Origin of the sequence: Blautia sp. BCRC 81119 (genome assembly GCF_003184505.1) — a bacterium.
Lineage (GTDB): Bacteria > Bacillota > Clostridia > Lachnospirales > Lachnospiraceae > Blautia_A > Blautia_A fusiformis.
Map to the genome: position 1 here is coordinate 103,906 of NZ_QJHD01000006.1, position 13,846 is coordinate 117,751.

At 45.1% G+C, this 13,846-nt stretch carries 17 protein-coding genes and 1 tRNA gene; 11 read left to right on the forward strand and 7 right to left on the reverse strand.

Features of this window, described 5'->3' with window-relative positions:
* Position 1: 1 nt before the first annotated feature.
* A complete protein-coding gene (atpC, locus tag DMI82_RS05365) occupies positions 2 to 409 on the forward strand; it encodes an ATP synthase F1 subunit epsilon (RefSeq protein ID WP_015525582.1) in 408 nt (135 codons plus the stop codon).
* 60 nt (positions 410 to 469) lie between these two features.
* On the opposite strand, the gene DMI82_RS05370 is transcribed toward atpC, so the two are convergent.
* Genes DMI82_RS05370 through DMI82_RS05380 form a run of 3 tightly spaced genes read right to left on the reverse strand, consistent with a single transcriptional unit; the run spans position 470 to position 2,189 of the window.
* A complete protein-coding gene (locus DMI82_RS05370; RefSeq protein WP_110102747.1) occupies positions 470 to 1,156 on the reverse strand; it encodes a hypothetical protein in 687 nt (228 codons plus the stop codon).
* Positions 1,157 to 1,160: 4 nt separating this feature from the next.
* Positions 1,161 to 1,655, reverse strand: coding sequence for a hypothetical protein (locus DMI82_RS05375; protein WP_110102748.1), 495 nt, complete (start codon positions 1,653 to 1,655; stop codon positions 1,161 to 1,163).
* On the reverse strand, positions 1,656 to 2,189 hold the full coding sequence (locus DMI82_RS05380) for an RNA polymerase sigma factor (protein WP_110102749.1): 534 nt from the start codon (positions 2,187 to 2,189) through the stop codon (positions 1,656 to 1,658).
* A 141-nt stretch (positions 2,190 to 2,330) separates the two neighbouring features.
* On the opposite strand from DMI82_RS05380, the gene DMI82_RS05385 reads away from it, so the two are divergent.
* Complete coding sequence (locus DMI82_RS05385) at positions 2,331 to 3,491, forward strand: alanyl-tRNA editing protein (protein WP_110102750.1); 1,161 nt, start codon at positions 2,331 to 2,333, stop codon at positions 3,489 to 3,491.
* A 5-nt stretch (positions 3,492 to 3,496) separates the two neighbouring features.
* The gene (locus tag DMI82_RS05390) at positions 3,497 to 4,387 is read left to right on the forward strand and encodes an amidohydrolase family protein (RefSeq protein ID WP_015525587.1); all 891 of its coding nucleotides are present in this window, start codon (positions 3,497 to 3,499) and stop codon (positions 4,385 to 4,387) included.
* On the opposite strand, the gene DMI82_RS05395 is transcribed toward DMI82_RS05390, so the two are convergent.
* From DMI82_RS05395 to DMI82_RS05410, 4 genes are all read right to left on the reverse strand, one after another.
* Positions 4,357 to 5,520: a hypothetical protein gene (locus tag DMI82_RS05395; RefSeq protein WP_015525588.1), complete on the reverse strand. Its 1,164-nt coding sequence runs from the start codon at positions 5,518 to 5,520 to the stop codon at positions 4,357 to 4,359. The two genes, DMI82_RS05390 and DMI82_RS05395, sit on opposite strands and share 31 nt — an antisense overlap.
* A 26-nt stretch (positions 5,521 to 5,546) precedes the next feature.
* On the reverse strand, positions 5,547 to 5,747 hold the full coding sequence (locus DMI82_RS05400) for a hypothetical protein (protein WP_021652824.1): 201 nt from the start codon (positions 5,745 to 5,747) through the stop codon (positions 5,547 to 5,549).
* A 127-nt stretch (positions 5,748 to 5,874) separates the two neighbouring features.
* On the reverse strand, positions 5,875 to 6,639 hold the full coding sequence (locus DMI82_RS05405) for a GNAT family N-acetyltransferase (RefSeq protein WP_110102751.1): 765 nt from the start codon (positions 6,637 to 6,639) through the stop codon (positions 5,875 to 5,877).
* Between the two features lie 4 nt (positions 6,640 to 6,643).
* The gene (locus DMI82_RS05410) at positions 6,644 to 7,270 is read right to left on the reverse strand and encodes an SGNH/GDSL hydrolase family protein (RefSeq protein WP_021652827.1); all 627 of its coding nucleotides are present in this window, start codon (positions 7,268 to 7,270) and stop codon (positions 6,644 to 6,646) included.
* A 271-nt stretch (positions 7,271 to 7,541) separates the two neighbouring features.
* On the opposite strand from DMI82_RS05410, the gene DMI82_RS05415 reads away from it, so the two are divergent.
* From DMI82_RS05415 to DMI82_RS05450, 8 genes are all read left to right on the forward strand, one after another.
* Positions 7,542 to 7,613, forward strand: a tRNA-Glu gene (locus DMI82_RS05415).
* 79 nt (positions 7,614 to 7,692) lie between these two features.
* Positions 7,693 to 8,847: an N-acetylglucosamine-6-phosphate deacetylase gene (nagA, locus tag DMI82_RS05420; protein ID WP_015525592.1), complete on the forward strand. Its 1,155-nt coding sequence runs from the start codon at positions 7,693 to 7,695 to the stop codon at positions 8,845 to 8,847.
* A gap of 227 nt (positions 8,848 to 9,074) precedes the next feature.
* Positions 9,075 to 9,587, forward strand: coding sequence for a prepilin peptidase (locus DMI82_RS05425; protein ID WP_021652829.1), 513 nt, complete (start codon positions 9,075 to 9,077; stop codon positions 9,585 to 9,587).
* Positions 9,584 to 10,597, forward strand: a complete 1,014-nt coding sequence (locus DMI82_RS05430) for a hypothetical protein (protein WP_021652830.1) — start codon at positions 9,584 to 9,586, stop codon at positions 10,595 to 10,597. The genes DMI82_RS05425 and DMI82_RS05430 overlap by 4 nt, the downstream gene beginning before the upstream one ends.
* A complete protein-coding gene (locus tag DMI82_RS05435) occupies positions 10,594 to 11,784 on the forward strand; it encodes a CpaF family protein (RefSeq protein WP_059086210.1) in 1,191 nt (396 codons plus the stop codon). The genes DMI82_RS05430 and DMI82_RS05435 overlap by 4 nt, the downstream gene beginning before the upstream one ends.
* On the forward strand, positions 11,781 to 12,563 hold the full coding sequence (locus DMI82_RS05440) for a type II secretion system F family protein (protein ID WP_021652832.1): 783 nt from the start codon (positions 11,781 to 11,783) through the stop codon (positions 12,561 to 12,563). Before DMI82_RS05435 ends, DMI82_RS05440 begins: the two co-directional genes overlap by 4 nt.
* A gap of 9 nt (positions 12,564 to 12,572) precedes the next feature.
* Complete coding sequence (locus DMI82_RS05445; protein WP_059086209.1) at positions 12,573 to 13,598, forward strand: type II secretion system F family protein; 1,026 nt, start codon at positions 12,573 to 12,575, stop codon at positions 13,596 to 13,598.
* Positions 13,599 to 13,642: 44 nt separating this feature from the next.
* Positions 13,643 to 13,813: a Flp1 family type IVb pilin gene (locus tag DMI82_RS05450; protein WP_044962312.1), complete on the forward strand. Its 171-nt coding sequence runs from the start codon at positions 13,643 to 13,645 to the stop codon at positions 13,811 to 13,813.
* Positions 13,814 to 13,846 lie beyond the last annotated feature (33 nt).

Below are 13,846 nucleotides of genomic sequence, written 5' to 3' on the forward strand. Positions count from 1 at the left end.
TATGAGTGAGACATTTGGCCTGGAAATATATGCCAGCAATAAACTGGCTTATGCAGGACGTGCTCAGAAGCTTATTATCCCGGCAGTGGATGGTGAGCAGGGATTTCTTGCCCATCATGCGAATGTTGTAGCTGCCATCATTCCCGGTGAGATGCGTTTTGAGGATGCTGACGGTAATGAGTATGTGTTTGCTGTGAGCAGCGGATTTGTTGAGATGATCAATAACCGTGCCAAGCTGTTCTGCCTCAGCGTAGAGAGTCCGGACGAGATTGATATCCGCCGTGCTCAGGAAGCAAAGGAACGTGCAGAAGAGCAGCTTCGTCAGAAACAGAGCATCCAGGAGTATCATATGAACCAGATGGCACTTGCGAGAGCGATGACACGTCTTAAAGTAACACATAAGCAGTAAATTTAAATCATATAAAAAGATCCATTGTCAGGAAACTGGCAGTGGATCTTTTTTTCTCTGTTATTTTGTGGATGAAGCAGGATCAGATTCGGTATTTTCCGGATCAGTAATGGAAGAAGCTTCAGAAGCTGTATCTTTGTCTGAGTTATCAGAAGTATGAACAGGCTTTTCTGTCAGCTGCTGATATGGACGATAGGGTTCCCAGTAATGTTCATCTTTTGTTTCGGTTTCTTGTTTCAGTTTCTTTTTCTGCTGAGTAAGAAGATAAATACCTGCAGCAATGATACCTGCAGCAATGACGATCTGCGGAAGGCTGTTGCAGATATTGTATACATAGTCGGCCATATTATTCGGTACAATGAAGTACAGAAGACTTGTGAAACGACTCCACAGGATACAGATACCAAACAGGATCAGAACCCATGCAGCTGCACTCTGATGCTTTTGTAAGAATTTTCCCATATCACCGGAAAACTGATCCATGTGAAGAATGTAATTATCCTCTACAGAGTAGAATTCTTCTTCTGACAGGGATTTCAGATTATGGACATTAAAAAAACTATAGAACCATATCACCGGGAGAAACATGGCCAGCCATCCAAGACCGGTTATGGATGCCAGTGCGATCGATCCCCAGAACAGCAGCATAATGCTAAGTCCCTGTTTTTTAAATCCCATGTACATTTCCCCGGCACCGGGGATCAGGGAAAAGATAAATACCCAGAAACCATGTTTTTGTTTTTTCATAAATTTACTTGCCTCCGTTTATAATTTTATTCGTAAGATCGTTCAGATTATTACTGATCTTCTGAGAATGTTCACTGAGCTGGGAACCTACCTGCATGGAAAGCTGGTTTAGGCCGGAACCAATGCCAAGGGATGAAGAAATCTTAACTTTTGTTTCCGGTGAAGGATGAAGAGCCGTAAAATCTGTCTGAGATACAGAAAAAAGCATGATCAGCGCAACACCCATGCCTACGGCAGTCCGTAAGCCTGCACAGAGAAGCTTCATCCAATAAGCAGTTTCATGTATTTTTCTGGAAGCCTGAACTTCCGGAGAAGCTGCTTTTTTCAGAATTTCATCCTGCAGATAGGATGGAGCATACTCAGAAGCGGCATCCTCATTCTGAAGAAGTTCATCCAGACAGAAGTCACATTGCTCCATATGCTCCAGAAAATGGATCATTTCATCCGTATTCATGGTTCCGTCCTGGAATTTCTGTAATTCATCTTGTGGTATGTGCATCTAATCACTCCTTTCCAGCAGTGCTTTCAGCATAGATCTGGACCGGTAGATCTGCGTCTGGACTGTTTTGATATTTTTATTCTGCGCTTTTGCAATTTCTGCGGCGGTTTTTTCTTCGCAGAAATGTTCAAGGGCAACCTCCCTGTAGGGGCTTTTCAGCGCTGAACATAAATGCCGGATCCGATCCTTGAAATCTTTGTCCAGAAATGCCTCCTCCGGGGAAAACTCTTTATCATGGAGCTGTTCAAAATAGGTGTCCTCTGTGGGAATGGTACGTCTGCCGGCTGCTTTCAGATGATCCAGACATTTTCTGACTGCGATCTTGCTGAGCCAGGCTTTTTCGTAGGTGCCATCAAAACGGGAGAGATTTTTGTAGGCGGAAAGAAAAACATCCTGTGTCAGATCCTCGGCGTCAAAGGGATTGCCCACCGATTTCAGACAAATGGAAAATATTAAGTTTTGATATGTATGTATCAGATATTCCAGATATTCTTCCCGTGTAATGCAATCAGCTCCCTTCTCTTCCCGCTTCATTTATTATAACGCGGAACCTGAAGGAAAGCCTTCAGCTTTTATAGAAAAATATGTAAATCATTGGATAAATGCCGCTTTTATATAGCGGGGAGAGAAAATTTGGTCTATACTATAAGTCGTCAAAGCAGAGATGCAGAAAGGATGAGACAAATGACAGAGACGAAACGTTTATATTATGAAGATGTATATAAAAAAGAATTTACAGCCAAAGTCCTGGAGTGCAGAGAAGCAAAAAAAGGTTTTCATATCATTCTGGATGAGAGCGCTTTTTACCCGGAGGGCGGTGGACAGCCAAGCGATACCGGATATCTCAACGATGTGAAAGTAAAGGAAGTGCATGAAAAGGAGGGAGAACTTCTTCATTATACAGATCAGCCGATGGAAGTCGGAACAGAAGTACAGGGACGCATCGATTGGGCAAGAAGATTTGATCTGATGCAGCAGCATTCCGGTGAGCATATGGTGAGCGGACTGATCCACGAGGCTTACGGATACGATAATGTAGGCTTTCATATGGGAAGCGATACCATTACCATAGATCTGAATGGCCCGTTGGATGAGGCGCAGCTTGCTGAGATCGAGCGGAAAACAAACCAAAAGATATGGGAAGATACGCAGATAAAGATCATATATCCTACAGCGGAGGAACTGGAAAAAATCGACTACCGAAGCAAAAAAGAGCTCACCGGTCAGGTGCGGATCGTAGAATTTCCAGGGGTGGATATCTGTGCATGCTGCGGAACTCATGTGACACATACCGGAGAGATCGGAATGGTGAAACTTCTTTCCGTGGAAAAATTTCGTGAAGGTGTCCGTATTGAGATGATCTGCGGAAAACGTGTGCTGGATTATCTGAACATGGTCAATGACCAGAACCACCAGATTTCTGTAAAGCTTTCCGCAAAAATGGATAAGACTGCGCAGGCAGTGGAACGCCTTCAGGAAGAGAATTTCCGACTGAAAGGACAGGTTGGGCAGCTGGTAGACGACATGTGCCGGAAAGAGGCAGAGCGTTATGCAGGAAGCGGAAGCGTTCTCATCTTTATGGATGGAATGGATGCAGACAGTGTGCGGAAGCTTGCAGACGCCGTGACACAGACCTGCCAGGGCTGCTGTGCGGTATTTTCCGGAAATGCAGACGGAAGCTACAAGTATGCAATGGGCGAAAAAGACGGCGATCTCCGTCAGTTTACAAAAGAGATGAATGCGAAATTAAACGGACGCGGAGGTGGAAAGCCGTTCTTTGTACAGGGGTCGGTGCAGGCATCTGAGAAAGAGATCCGAAACTTTTTTGAGCAGTGATGAAAATGTTTGGGGAATGTCATGCACATATATTTCTCAATGGCTATGATTACCGGAAAGCCGTTGAGACACAGAAAAACGGGCCCCGGGATGCACTGATCCGTGCTCATTTTGAGGAATACCGGAAAAGAGGAATCCGTTTTGTGAGAGACGGAGGAGATCATTACGGTGTGTCAAAACGGGCTGCCAGACTGGCCCCTGAATATGAAATTGACTATCGCACACCGGTTTTTGCCATTTATAAAGAGGGGCATTACGGGAAGATCGTTGGAAAAAGCTTTTCAGACATGAAGGAATATCACAGAAGAGTTCTGGAAGCTGCCGCTGAAGGTGCGGATTTTATCAAGATCATGACTACAGGGCTTCTGGATTTTGCAGATCACGGGAAAATTACGGGAACGCCGCTTTCAGCAACGGATGTGAAAGAAATGGTACATATTGCTCATGAAGAGGGATTTGCCGTGATGAGCCATACAAATGGATGCTATGGCGTACAAGCAGCAGTGGAGGCTGGTGTTGACAGTATTGAGCATGGGAACTATATGGATGATGAGACGATTTCCATGCTGGCAGACAGCGAAAGCGTGTGGGTTCCGACACTTGTAACTGTGCGGAATCTTAAAGGCTGCGGCAGATTTGAAGATACGATTCTTGCATCTATTATAAAGACAGGCGAGCAGAATCTGAAGAAAGCTTTTGAAAAGAAGGTTCATGTGGCAGTAGGAAGCGATGCCGGTGCATATCAGGTTCTTCACGGCCAGGGTGTACAGGATGAAAGCAGAGCTTTTTTTGATATACTGGGTGATACGCAGGCAGTACGAAGCTGGATGGAAGATGGAGAAAAAAGGATCCGTACCATCTTCCGTCACGGGTCTTCGAATTTAATACAGGTATAAATATTGGAGGTGCGTGATTTCGCAGGGTTGAAAGTAACCCGGAGATCGGCACCTTCTTCCATTCCGCTTGAGGAAAGGTCCGGAACGTTTTCACGGCTGCAGAGGATCTTTACGCCGTCGTATGTCTGGAGCAGCACGGTATTGGCGGTTGTGCCCAGGATCGTGCCGGTTACAGTAGAAGTAATGTTGCGTACTGAAAGTATGTCCGGATCCTCCCCGGTGATTCCACGGATCTTCATGCCGCTGGTGGATTCACCATTAAATTTACCGGTATAGATAATGTTTACATAAGATCCCGGAGCCATTCCTCCTTTGAAATATACAGGAACCGAGGAAAGTGAAACAGTCAGTTCCGATCCTGTGGTCTGCGGAATGACAGTCATTGTGCCGGTGCTGACATTTACGATCTTTGCACGGAGATGCTGTTCTTTTTTCTTCGGTTCAGGGGAAGGCGTAGGAGTTGCTGCAGGTACTTTCAGTGGATCCGTATCGGAGACACTGATCACTTTTGTGAAACTGCCGTCATACTGTTTGTCATCCACGAGTGTTTCGTTGATGAATTTACCGCGAAAATGGACATAGACCCACTTGCCGGCCTTGATGCCTTTTTTGTAGTATTGTCTGACACCGGTGACAGGGAAGGTTACGGTATTTCCCTTTTCTGTAACTATCACAAGGGCATTGGATGTGAGTGATTTCACTTTGCCCTTTAAAGTGCGGTCCTCCAGAGGAGTTTCATTATGATATTTGTCGGTTATTTTGATGGGGGAAATGGTGCTGATATCCGTTCCGGAAAGCTGTCCCTGGTAGATCACACTGACCTGATCACTGGATACAACGCCGTATTTGCATTCAAGCCTTGTCTGGGAAACATCAAATACATAGGTTTCTCCATTGCTGGAAATCGTCAGGTGTGTACCGTCAAAATCCAGCAGTGTGCCGGTAAGCTCATCTATATAAACACGTTCTTCCGTGGAAGGCTCCTGATCTTCCTGTTCTGTGGAATCTGAAGCAGTAACGTCTGAAATTTTATCCTGAAGAGAAATAATATGATCATCGATCTGATCATTGCTGCAGCCTCCCGCAAAAAGGGAAAGGCCGAGAATCATACATGCAGCAGACAGTTTTTTCATTTGTGTCCTCCGACCCGGGATAACGGTCAGTCCTGTTTATCTGTAAGATCATGGGTTTCCGACGCCGGTATAAAGTCAAAGATCTGGCGGAAAGAATCCCATTGCTCACGGCTGTCGATTCCATGGTTGATCAGACCCGTGCATTCAGTACAGGCATTGGTATCCAGATAATTATCGTAATAAATATGATAGGGATTTTGGGTGTTTTTTTCCTGCGGATCGTTCATCGGATCAGTCTCCTTATTGATTGATAAGGATCAGTATATGAAGGCAGGAAAGATTTTATACATATTAAGGGTATTATAGCAAAAAGATTTTTTGATTTCTACAGGGATTTACGGAAAATCCATGCATTTACTGAAAACGTGTTCCTACAGGCTGAACACGGAACCAGTAGGTATAAAAATACTGAAATCCAAGAGAGCTGTAAAGCTTTTCTGCGGAAGTATTGTTTTTTACCACCTGAAGATAAGCGTGGCTGGCGCCTCTTTTTTTGCCCTCATTGAGAAGACCGGTACAGATCTGACGGGCATATCCTCTGCGGCGATAATCTTCACGCACATGAATGGCATAGATACCGATGTAGTCGCGATCCAGGATTCCAAGACCTGTGGCAATGATCTCGCCGTTTTTTGTTATGGAAGCGCAGACAGTTTCCTTAAGAATGGCACGGTACATGGAAGGAACGACGCTTCGATGGATCGGATTTGTAGTTCTTTTCAAGTCAAAAAGGCTGTGGATCCAGAAATCAGGAATTTCATTGGAAAAAAGCACATCGGTGACAGACGCATCCAGAACGGCATTGTCTAGGTCTACAGTCATAACATTTGTTATGTGCTGAACGGAATAGCCCCTGTTTTCCAGCATATAGTCAAAATCCGGGGATACAAGGGGGCTGATCTTAAAGATTGCAGGAGTTCCCAGACGCTTATAGACCTGTTCGCAGTAGGGGATTTTTTCGCGCCATGGAAGTGTGGAGGTTCCGAACTGTTCCACACTGTTGGTCCTGTGCGTATAGAAATAAGAAAAACGTAAGATCCATCCGTCATAAAGTTCCATTTTATGGGAAGGCCATGCGTTCAGTGACATATCTTCGATTTTTTTGATCGTTGTTTCCATAGTATTACCTTTCTGATATGATCAATTTATAAAGTTTATCTGCCAGGATCTGATGCCCCTGTGGTGTGAGATGGATACCGTCAGAAGTTATTGATGCAGGCCCGGACCGTGCAGCTTCCTGATCCAGATCGTTCTGCAGCGGGAGAAAAACGGCTCCATGATCCTGACTGATCTTTTTAATATGCACGGACATCTGTGAAAGAAGGGGAGCCCAGGAAGCGTAGCAGCGTGGCCATGGAAAAACAAAGGGTTCCAGGAAATAGAGCTTTCGTTTCCGGGAGTTTGTGCAGGATAGCTTTTTTGCAAGGAGCTCATAACGGGTGACAAATTTGTTCATCAGATCCTGCTGTTGTGCAGATGAACGGCGGGTGTTCATCATGATCCCCACATCATTGATCCCTATCAGGACGGTAACAATATCCGGATCAGAGCTTTCCAGCCAGAAATCTGTGTTCTGAAGAAGCCGTTCCAGGGTGAAACCATCAATACCTCTGTTTTCAATGGAAAATCGGTGATCTGTGTTATGAAGCAGACAGGAGAGCTGCTTCACATATCCTTTTCCAAGAGGATCTGCGGAGAAAAGCCGTCCGCAATCTGTGATACTGTCTCCGAGACACAAAATGCGAGTCATCCAATTCCTTCTTTCTGTTATACCGGGCGGATAATTATCCGCAGTCGATTATTTTCGTATTGGTGCTTTGATAGTAGCACTTACACCAGCAGTGGTCAAGCGTACGAAATACCGGAAAATGGGTAAAAAACGAATAAACGTGAAAAACATGAAAATTTTTTAAAAAAATTAAAAAAAGTACTTGCATTTTGAAAGAAAGTGTTATATACTAACGAAGTCGGTTGAGGGAAACAACAAAAAACGAAATCAAACGGCAGAAACAAAAGAATATGGCCAGTTGGTCAAGGGGCTAAGACGCCGCCCTCTCACGGCGGAAACACGGGTTCGATTCCCGTACTGGCTATTAACTGAAAGCAATCAGAACATGTTTCTGGTTGCTTTTTTGTTTATGATCACAAATGGGGATTTTGGGAGGTTTTACTATGATCATTGATAATGTGTATGTTTTTACACCGGACAAAGCATTTGTAAAAGGCGGGATTATCCTGGATGGGGATAAGATCCGACAGGTTTATGAAGAAAAGGATGCGCCGCAGCTTAACGGGGATGTTCTGGACGGAAAAGGCTGCTACGCCATTCCGGGACTGATCGATCTGCATTTTCATGGATGCAAGGGAGATGATTTCTGCGACGGAGACAAGGCTGCGATCGGAAGGATCGCGGAATATGAGGCATCGGTAGGAGTTACAGCGATCGCGCCGGCTACTATGACTTTACCGGTAGAGGAACTGGAGCAGATCCTCCATACAGCAGCAGAATATAAAAAAGAAACAAAGGACTGCCGTAAGGCGGATTTTCTGGGGATCAATATGGAAGGGCCTTTTATCAGCCCGGCGAAAAAAGGGGCACAGGACGCGAGGAATATCCTGCCATGTAATGTGGAAATCTGTGACCGTTTTTTAAAGGCCTCGGAAGGTCTGGTAAAATTTATAGGGATTGCACCTGAAGAAAGTGAGCATGCAGCAGAATTTATCCGAGAAGTTCATGAAAGGGTCAATGTTTCTCTGGCACATACCAATGCAGATTACGATACAGCAATGGAAGCATGCAGAGCAGGGGCAAACCATGCAGTCCATCTGTATAACGCAATGCCTACGTTTACGCATCGTGCACCAGGTGTCGTAGGTGCTGTTTTTGATAGTAAGGATGTTATGGCAGAGATCATCTGTGACGGGATCCATATCCATCCGTCTGTTGTTCGAGCTACCTTTCAGATGATGGGAGCTGACAGGATGATCCTGATCAGCGACAGTATGAGAGCTACCGGTATGCCGGACGGTCAGTATACACTGGGCGGACTGGATGTTAAGGTTGTGGGAAGACTTGCCACGCTGGTATCTGACGGTGCGATCGCAGGATCTGCCACAAATCTGATGGACTGTATGCGTACAGTTGTTAAAAAGATGGAGCTTCCGCTGGAAACAGCCGTGGCCTGCGCGACCATAAATCCGGCCAGAAGCCTTGGTGTGGAAGAACAGTACGGATCTCTGGAAGCAGGTAAAAAAGCTCATGTGGTACTGCTGGATCAGGATCTGGAACTGAAAGCAGTGATCAAGGACGGAGTAAAGATTCGATAGGATCATAGAAGATAAAACGATAAAAAATAAAAAGAATTTCAGGAGCAGATGACAGCAAAATTCGTGTCAGAATTTGTCGAACGAAAATGCTGGACAAAATGCTCCTGAAATTCTATAATTAATTTCACCAGAGATCTTCTGGTATCGATCACCGCCAGGTCAGGCGGGAAATCCCATTTTTATCATAACTGAATAAACATATATTTTAAGAAGGAAAGGGGGCGTGTATGTTTCTTTATGGAGAATTATCCGTGGTGATATCTGCGATGGCGGTCTGGATGGATCTTAAAGATGCATCTGTAGACAATGGATGGATCCTTTTTTCTTTTATGATCGGTTTCCTGATCCAGATCACAGAAAACGGGCCGAAAGGTGGAGTGATCTTTCTGGCAGGAGTGGCCGTGCCGGTGCTTCTTTTGGGAATCCTTTTTATATTCCATATGATCGGCGCCGGAGATATCAAGCTTCTGTGCGCACTTGGCGGGATCATGGGGCCGCGGACAGTTATGGAATGTATTGTTTATTCTTTGCTTGCAGGTGCAGGCATTTCTCTGGCAATTCTTATTTCTACAGGCGGTATCCGCCGACGATTCCTTTATTTATATCAGTATATGAATGAGTTTTACTGTACCGGTGAGATACGTCCTTATTACAGAAAGGGGATGAGCTTTCCGGAGAACTTTCATTTTACGGTACCCATATTTTTGAGTGCGGTGCTTTATGCAGGAGGTGTGTATTGAAGAAAAACATATTTGCGGTCTGTGATCTGGAGGTGGATTATGCTTTCAATTTTATGGATTATCTGAACCAGAAAAAGAATCTTCCGTTTGAGATCCAGGCATTTACCACGGCGGAAAGTCTCATTGCCTACGGAAAAGAAAATCATATTGAGTTGCTGCTGATTTCCGATAAAGCAATGCGAAAAGAAGTCCGTGACCTTGGTATCGGAAAGATCATCATTCTTTCAGAGGGTGTGCATCCTCCGGAACTGGATCAGTATTCAAGTGTGTATAAATATCAATCTTCCTCAGATGTGATAAGGGAGGTGATGGCCTGCTATGGAGAAGAGAAGTCTCTTGATCCGGTAACTTTTCCTGTGTTGAAAAAGACAATGGAGATCATCGGTGTTTTTTCTCCTCTTGGCAGGTGTCTGAAGACATCCTTTGCACTTGCGCTGGGACAGATACTGGCGAAAGAACGTGCCGTTCTTTATCTGAATCTGGAATCCTATTCTGGTTTTGAAGAACTTCTTGGGAAAAAATTTCCGGCTAATCTGAGTGATCTGTTTTATTATGTTCGCCAGGGAAATGAAAACCTGATCCATAGAATGAACGGAATGATCCAGACAGTAAACAATCTGGATTTTATACCGCCTGTAAGAACACCTTCAGATATCCGGACCGTGGACTGGGAAGACTGGGAGCGGCTGTTGCAGGAGATCGTACTTCACAGTTCCTATGAAGTGCTGATCCTGGATATGGGAGAAAATGGAGATGAGGATTTCCGGCTTCTGGAAATGTGCAGAAAAATCTATATGCCGGTTTTGAATGACACACTTTCTGTCTGTAAGGTGACACAATTCGAAAATCTTCTGCGTATCTGGAATAAAGAAAAGATCCTGGAAAAAACAGAAAAGGTGCATCTGCCCTTTCATATGGATAGGATCTCTTCTGACGCTTACGTAGAACAGCTGGTCTGGAGTGAACTGGGAGATTATATCCGTGAACTTTTGAGAAAGGAGCGGTCATGAACAGAGAAAAATTCCGGAAAATGTATGATCTGCTCATGGAACAGCTGGATGTTTCCAGAGAGCTGTCCGATGATGAGATCCTGGGGGTGATCGATGAACTGATATTAACTCAGGCAAGGGAACTGTTTCTTTCACTGAAGGAGAAAGTAGAGCTCAGACAGGAGCTGTTCTGTTCTGTGCGCAAGCTGGATGTTCTGCAGGAACTGATCGATGATGAAAGTGTTACGGAGATCATGGTAAATGGTCCGGATCATATTTTTGTGGAACGTGGAGGAAAACTGACCAGATGGAATAAGGTCTTCACGTCAGAAGAGAAGCTGGAGGATGTGATCCAGCAGATCGTAGGGCGCTGTAACCGGGTTGTCAACGAGTCCATGCCCATTGTAGATGCAAGGCTGGAAAACGGAGCACGTGTGAATGCAGTGGTTTATCCGGTTGCTCTGAATGGTCCGATCCTGACGATCCGTCGTTTTCCGGATGATCCTATCACAATGGAAAAACTGATCGCTTTTGGAAGCATCACCGAAGAATGTGCACAGTTTTTAAAAAAACTTGTTCAGGCAAGATATTCTATTGTGATCGGTGGAGGTACAGGCAGTGGAAAAACAACATTCCTTGGAGCTGTTACAGAATATATTCCAAAAGATGAGCGCCTGATCACCATTGAAGATAATGCGGAGCTTAAGATCCGGGGAATTGATAACCTGGTATGTCTGGAGGCAAAAATGGCCAATATGGCGGGCGCGGTGTCAGTAACGATCCGAGATCTGATCCGGTCAGCCCTTCGAATGAGGCCGGATAGGATAATTGTAGGGGAAGTTCGTGGAGGAGAGGCAGTGGATATGCTGCAGAGCCTGAATACGGGACATGATGGAAGCCTTTCAACACTTCATGCAAACAGCAGTCAGGATATGCTTTCCAGAATTGAAACGATGACATTGATGGGGATCGATCTTCCCCTGGAAGCGATCCGAAGGCAGATCGCTTCCGGGGTAGACATTCTGGTACATCTCGGGCGTATGCGGGATAAAAGCAGAAAGCTGCTGGAAATCACAGAAGTATGTGGATTTGAAAACGGAGAGATCCAGACCAGGCCGCTGTATCGCTGGGAAGAAGGAAAGGGACTTGTAAAAACCGGAGAACTTTTGCATTGTGAAAAAATGAAACGGGCAGGAATCAGACTATGAAAGAGCGGAAAGGAAAGAATCAGAAATGGAGATCTACGAGGAAAGATTACAGGATGTATCATTTTACGGGGAAGGAGACTGCAAAGTATCTTCTGGAGGGAGCTGCCGTATGCGCTGCAGCCGACTATCTGTTTTATCAGAGCCTTCCTGTGTTGCTGTTTATGCTTCCAATACCAGTGCTTTTTCTGAAAATGCAGAGGAAAAAATGCACTGCACGGCAGCAGAGGGAGCTGAATTACCAGTTCCGGGATGCTCTGACGGCCATGAATGTGGCGGTACAGGCCGGCTATTCCGCGGAGAATGCGGTGCGTGCCAGTGTAAAGGATCTGGGGAGACTTTATGAAAAGGGAAGTGATATCCTGGATGAATTTCGGTATATCGAAAGCCAGCTGCGTCTGAGTGTTCCGGTGGAAGAGCTGTTCCTGGATCTGGGAAAACGCAGCGGAGTGGAAGATATTGAAAATTTCGCAGCAGTATTTTATACAGCAAAAAGAACAGGCGGGGATATGACGCAGGTGATCCAGAAAGTAGCCAGAATGCTTAGTGATAAGATCGAGGTAAAAAAAGAGATCGAGGCAACGCTGGCCGCAAAGAAATCGGAACAGATGGTTATGAGTATCATGCCGGCCGGTATCATCTGCTATCTGAAACTGACTTCGCCGGGATTTTTGGATGTACTTTATGGGAATCCTTTCGGAATCTGTGCCATGACAGTTTGCATGGTGATCTATGGCTTGTCTTACTGGCTGGGTGTGAAGATTGTAGACATAGAAGTGTAGGTGAGGATAATGTGGATACATATTTTGATATTTATGGTGATCCTTGGGGTGTTTCTGGCAGGAAAAATGGGGCGGCTGCCTCCGGAAGCCGGAAATCCGGAAGAAAAGAAACTGTTTATACGGATAGCGCTTACCGGAAATATCATCGGTATGCTCCTGACATTTCAAAGTGGCGGAGATAAGGTTTATTCATCCGGATACCGTATGGAAAAAGAGGAGACAGGTGCTTATGAAGAGAAATTCAAAGTATCTGTAGACGGAGAAGAAGCCGGTTCCCTGTATGTGCAGGTGCCGGAAAAAGAAACAGAAGGATCCGAAGAAGAACCGGAAACAGAACTTAGCGAAGAACAGCAGCGCGAGAAAGAGTTGCAGGACATGATCGTACAATATAATCAGAAAAAAAACGATCCACAGTACTATTATCTTCCAGATGAATGGAATGGAAAACATCTTGAATGGGAGCAGCCAAAAGACAAAACAGGAAACCTGCTTTCAGCTCTTGGTCTGGCAGCAGCGGCAGCAGCTGTCATTGCAAAAAAACGGGAAGCACAGAATGCTCAGATAAAAAGAAGAGAACAGATGCTGATGGATTATCCAGGACTGATCATGAAATTTACCCTTTTGGTGCAGGCAGGCTTAACTGCCAGAAAAGCGTTCCAGAAAATAGCACTGGATTACGGAAAGAGAGAAGATGGTAAAAAACGTGAGGCTTACGAAGAAATCCGAGTAGCCTGTTATGAGATGGACAGTGGGATTTCCGAAGCAGAGGCTTACCGGAGATTTGGAGAACGGTGCGGACAGGTAAAGTATAAAACTCTGTCAACACTACTGATCCAGAACCTCCAGAAAGGAAGCAGGTATCTGGCCGATCTGCTGGAAAAGGAATCCGTGGAAGCCTGGGAGGAGCGAAAAAGAAAAGCAAGAGTGCTGGGAGATACAGCAGCAACAAAACTGCTTCTTCCGATGGTCTTGATGCTCCTGGTGGTGATGGCGGTGATCATGCTTCCGGCATGCCTTTCCTTTTACGGAGGGTAGGACTGGAGAACAGAGAAAGGAAATGTGAGGTGACAAATGAAAATATGTGGAAGTATGTAAAAGAATTTGCGATGGAAGAGGATGCGGTGGGTGTTGTGGAGATCATCCTGATTCTGGTGGTTCTGATCAGTCTGGTCATCATCTTTAAGGAACAGCTTACAGCACTTGTTAAAAAAATCCTTACAAAAATCACAAAACAAAGCAACACGATCTGAAAATGAGAAAAAACGGTGATATCTGCTGATATT

Bases quoted from the DNA above. Each gene is read 5' to 3' on its own strand.
- atpC (WP_015525582.1), top strand. From the start codon at position 2: ATGAGTGAGACATTTGGCCTGGAAATATATGCCAGCAATAAACTGGCT.
- DMI82_RS05370 (WP_110102747.1), bottom strand. From the start codon at position 1,156: ATGAAAAAACAAAAACATGGTTTCTGGGTATTTATCTTTTCCCTGATC.
- DMI82_RS05375 (WP_110102748.1), bottom strand. From the start codon at position 1,655: ATGCACATACCACAAGATGAATTACAGAAATTCCAGGACGGAACCATG.
- DMI82_RS05380 (WP_110102749.1), bottom strand. From the start codon at position 2,189: ATGAAGCGGGAAGAGAAGGGAGCTGATTGCATTACACGGGAAGAATAT.
- DMI82_RS05385 (WP_110102750.1), top strand. From the start codon at position 2,331: ATGAGACAAATGACAGAGACGAAACGTTTATATTATGAAGATGTATAT.
- DMI82_RS05390 (WP_015525587.1), top strand. From the start codon at position 3,497: ATGTTTGGGGAATGTCATGCACATATATTTCTCAATGGCTATGATTAC.
- DMI82_RS05395 (WP_015525588.1), bottom strand. From the start codon at position 5,520: ATGAAAAAACTGTCTGCTGCATGTATGATTCTCGGCCTTTCCCTTTTT.
- DMI82_RS05400 (WP_021652824.1), bottom strand. From the start codon at position 5,747: ATGAACGATCCGCAGGAAAAAAACACCCAAAATCCCTATCATATTTAT.
- DMI82_RS05405 (WP_110102751.1), bottom strand. From the start codon at position 6,639: ATGGAAACAACGATCAAAAAAATCGAAGATATGTCACTGAACGCATGG.
- DMI82_RS05410 (WP_021652827.1), bottom strand. From the start codon at position 7,270: ATGACTCGCATTTTGTGTCTCGGAGACAGTATCACAGATTGCGGACGG.
- nagA (WP_015525592.1), top strand. From the start codon at position 7,693: ATGATCATTGATAATGTGTATGTTTTTACACCGGACAAAGCATTTGTA.
- DMI82_RS05425 (WP_021652829.1), top strand. From the start codon at position 9,075: ATGTTTCTTTATGGAGAATTATCCGTGGTGATATCTGCGATGGCGGTC.
- DMI82_RS05435 (WP_059086210.1), top strand. From the start codon at position 10,594: ATGAACAGAGAAAAATTCCGGAAAATGTATGATCTGCTCATGGAACAG.
- DMI82_RS05440 (WP_021652832.1), top strand. From the start codon at position 11,781: ATGAAAGAGCGGAAAGGAAAGAATCAGAAATGGAGATCTACGAGGAAA.
- DMI82_RS05445 (WP_059086209.1), top strand. From the start codon at position 12,573: ATGTGGATACATATTTTGATATTTATGGTGATCCTTGGGGTGTTTCTG.
- DMI82_RS05450 (WP_044962312.1), top strand. From the start codon at position 13,643: ATGTGGAAGTATGTAAAAGAATTTGCGATGGAAGAGGATGCGGTGGGT.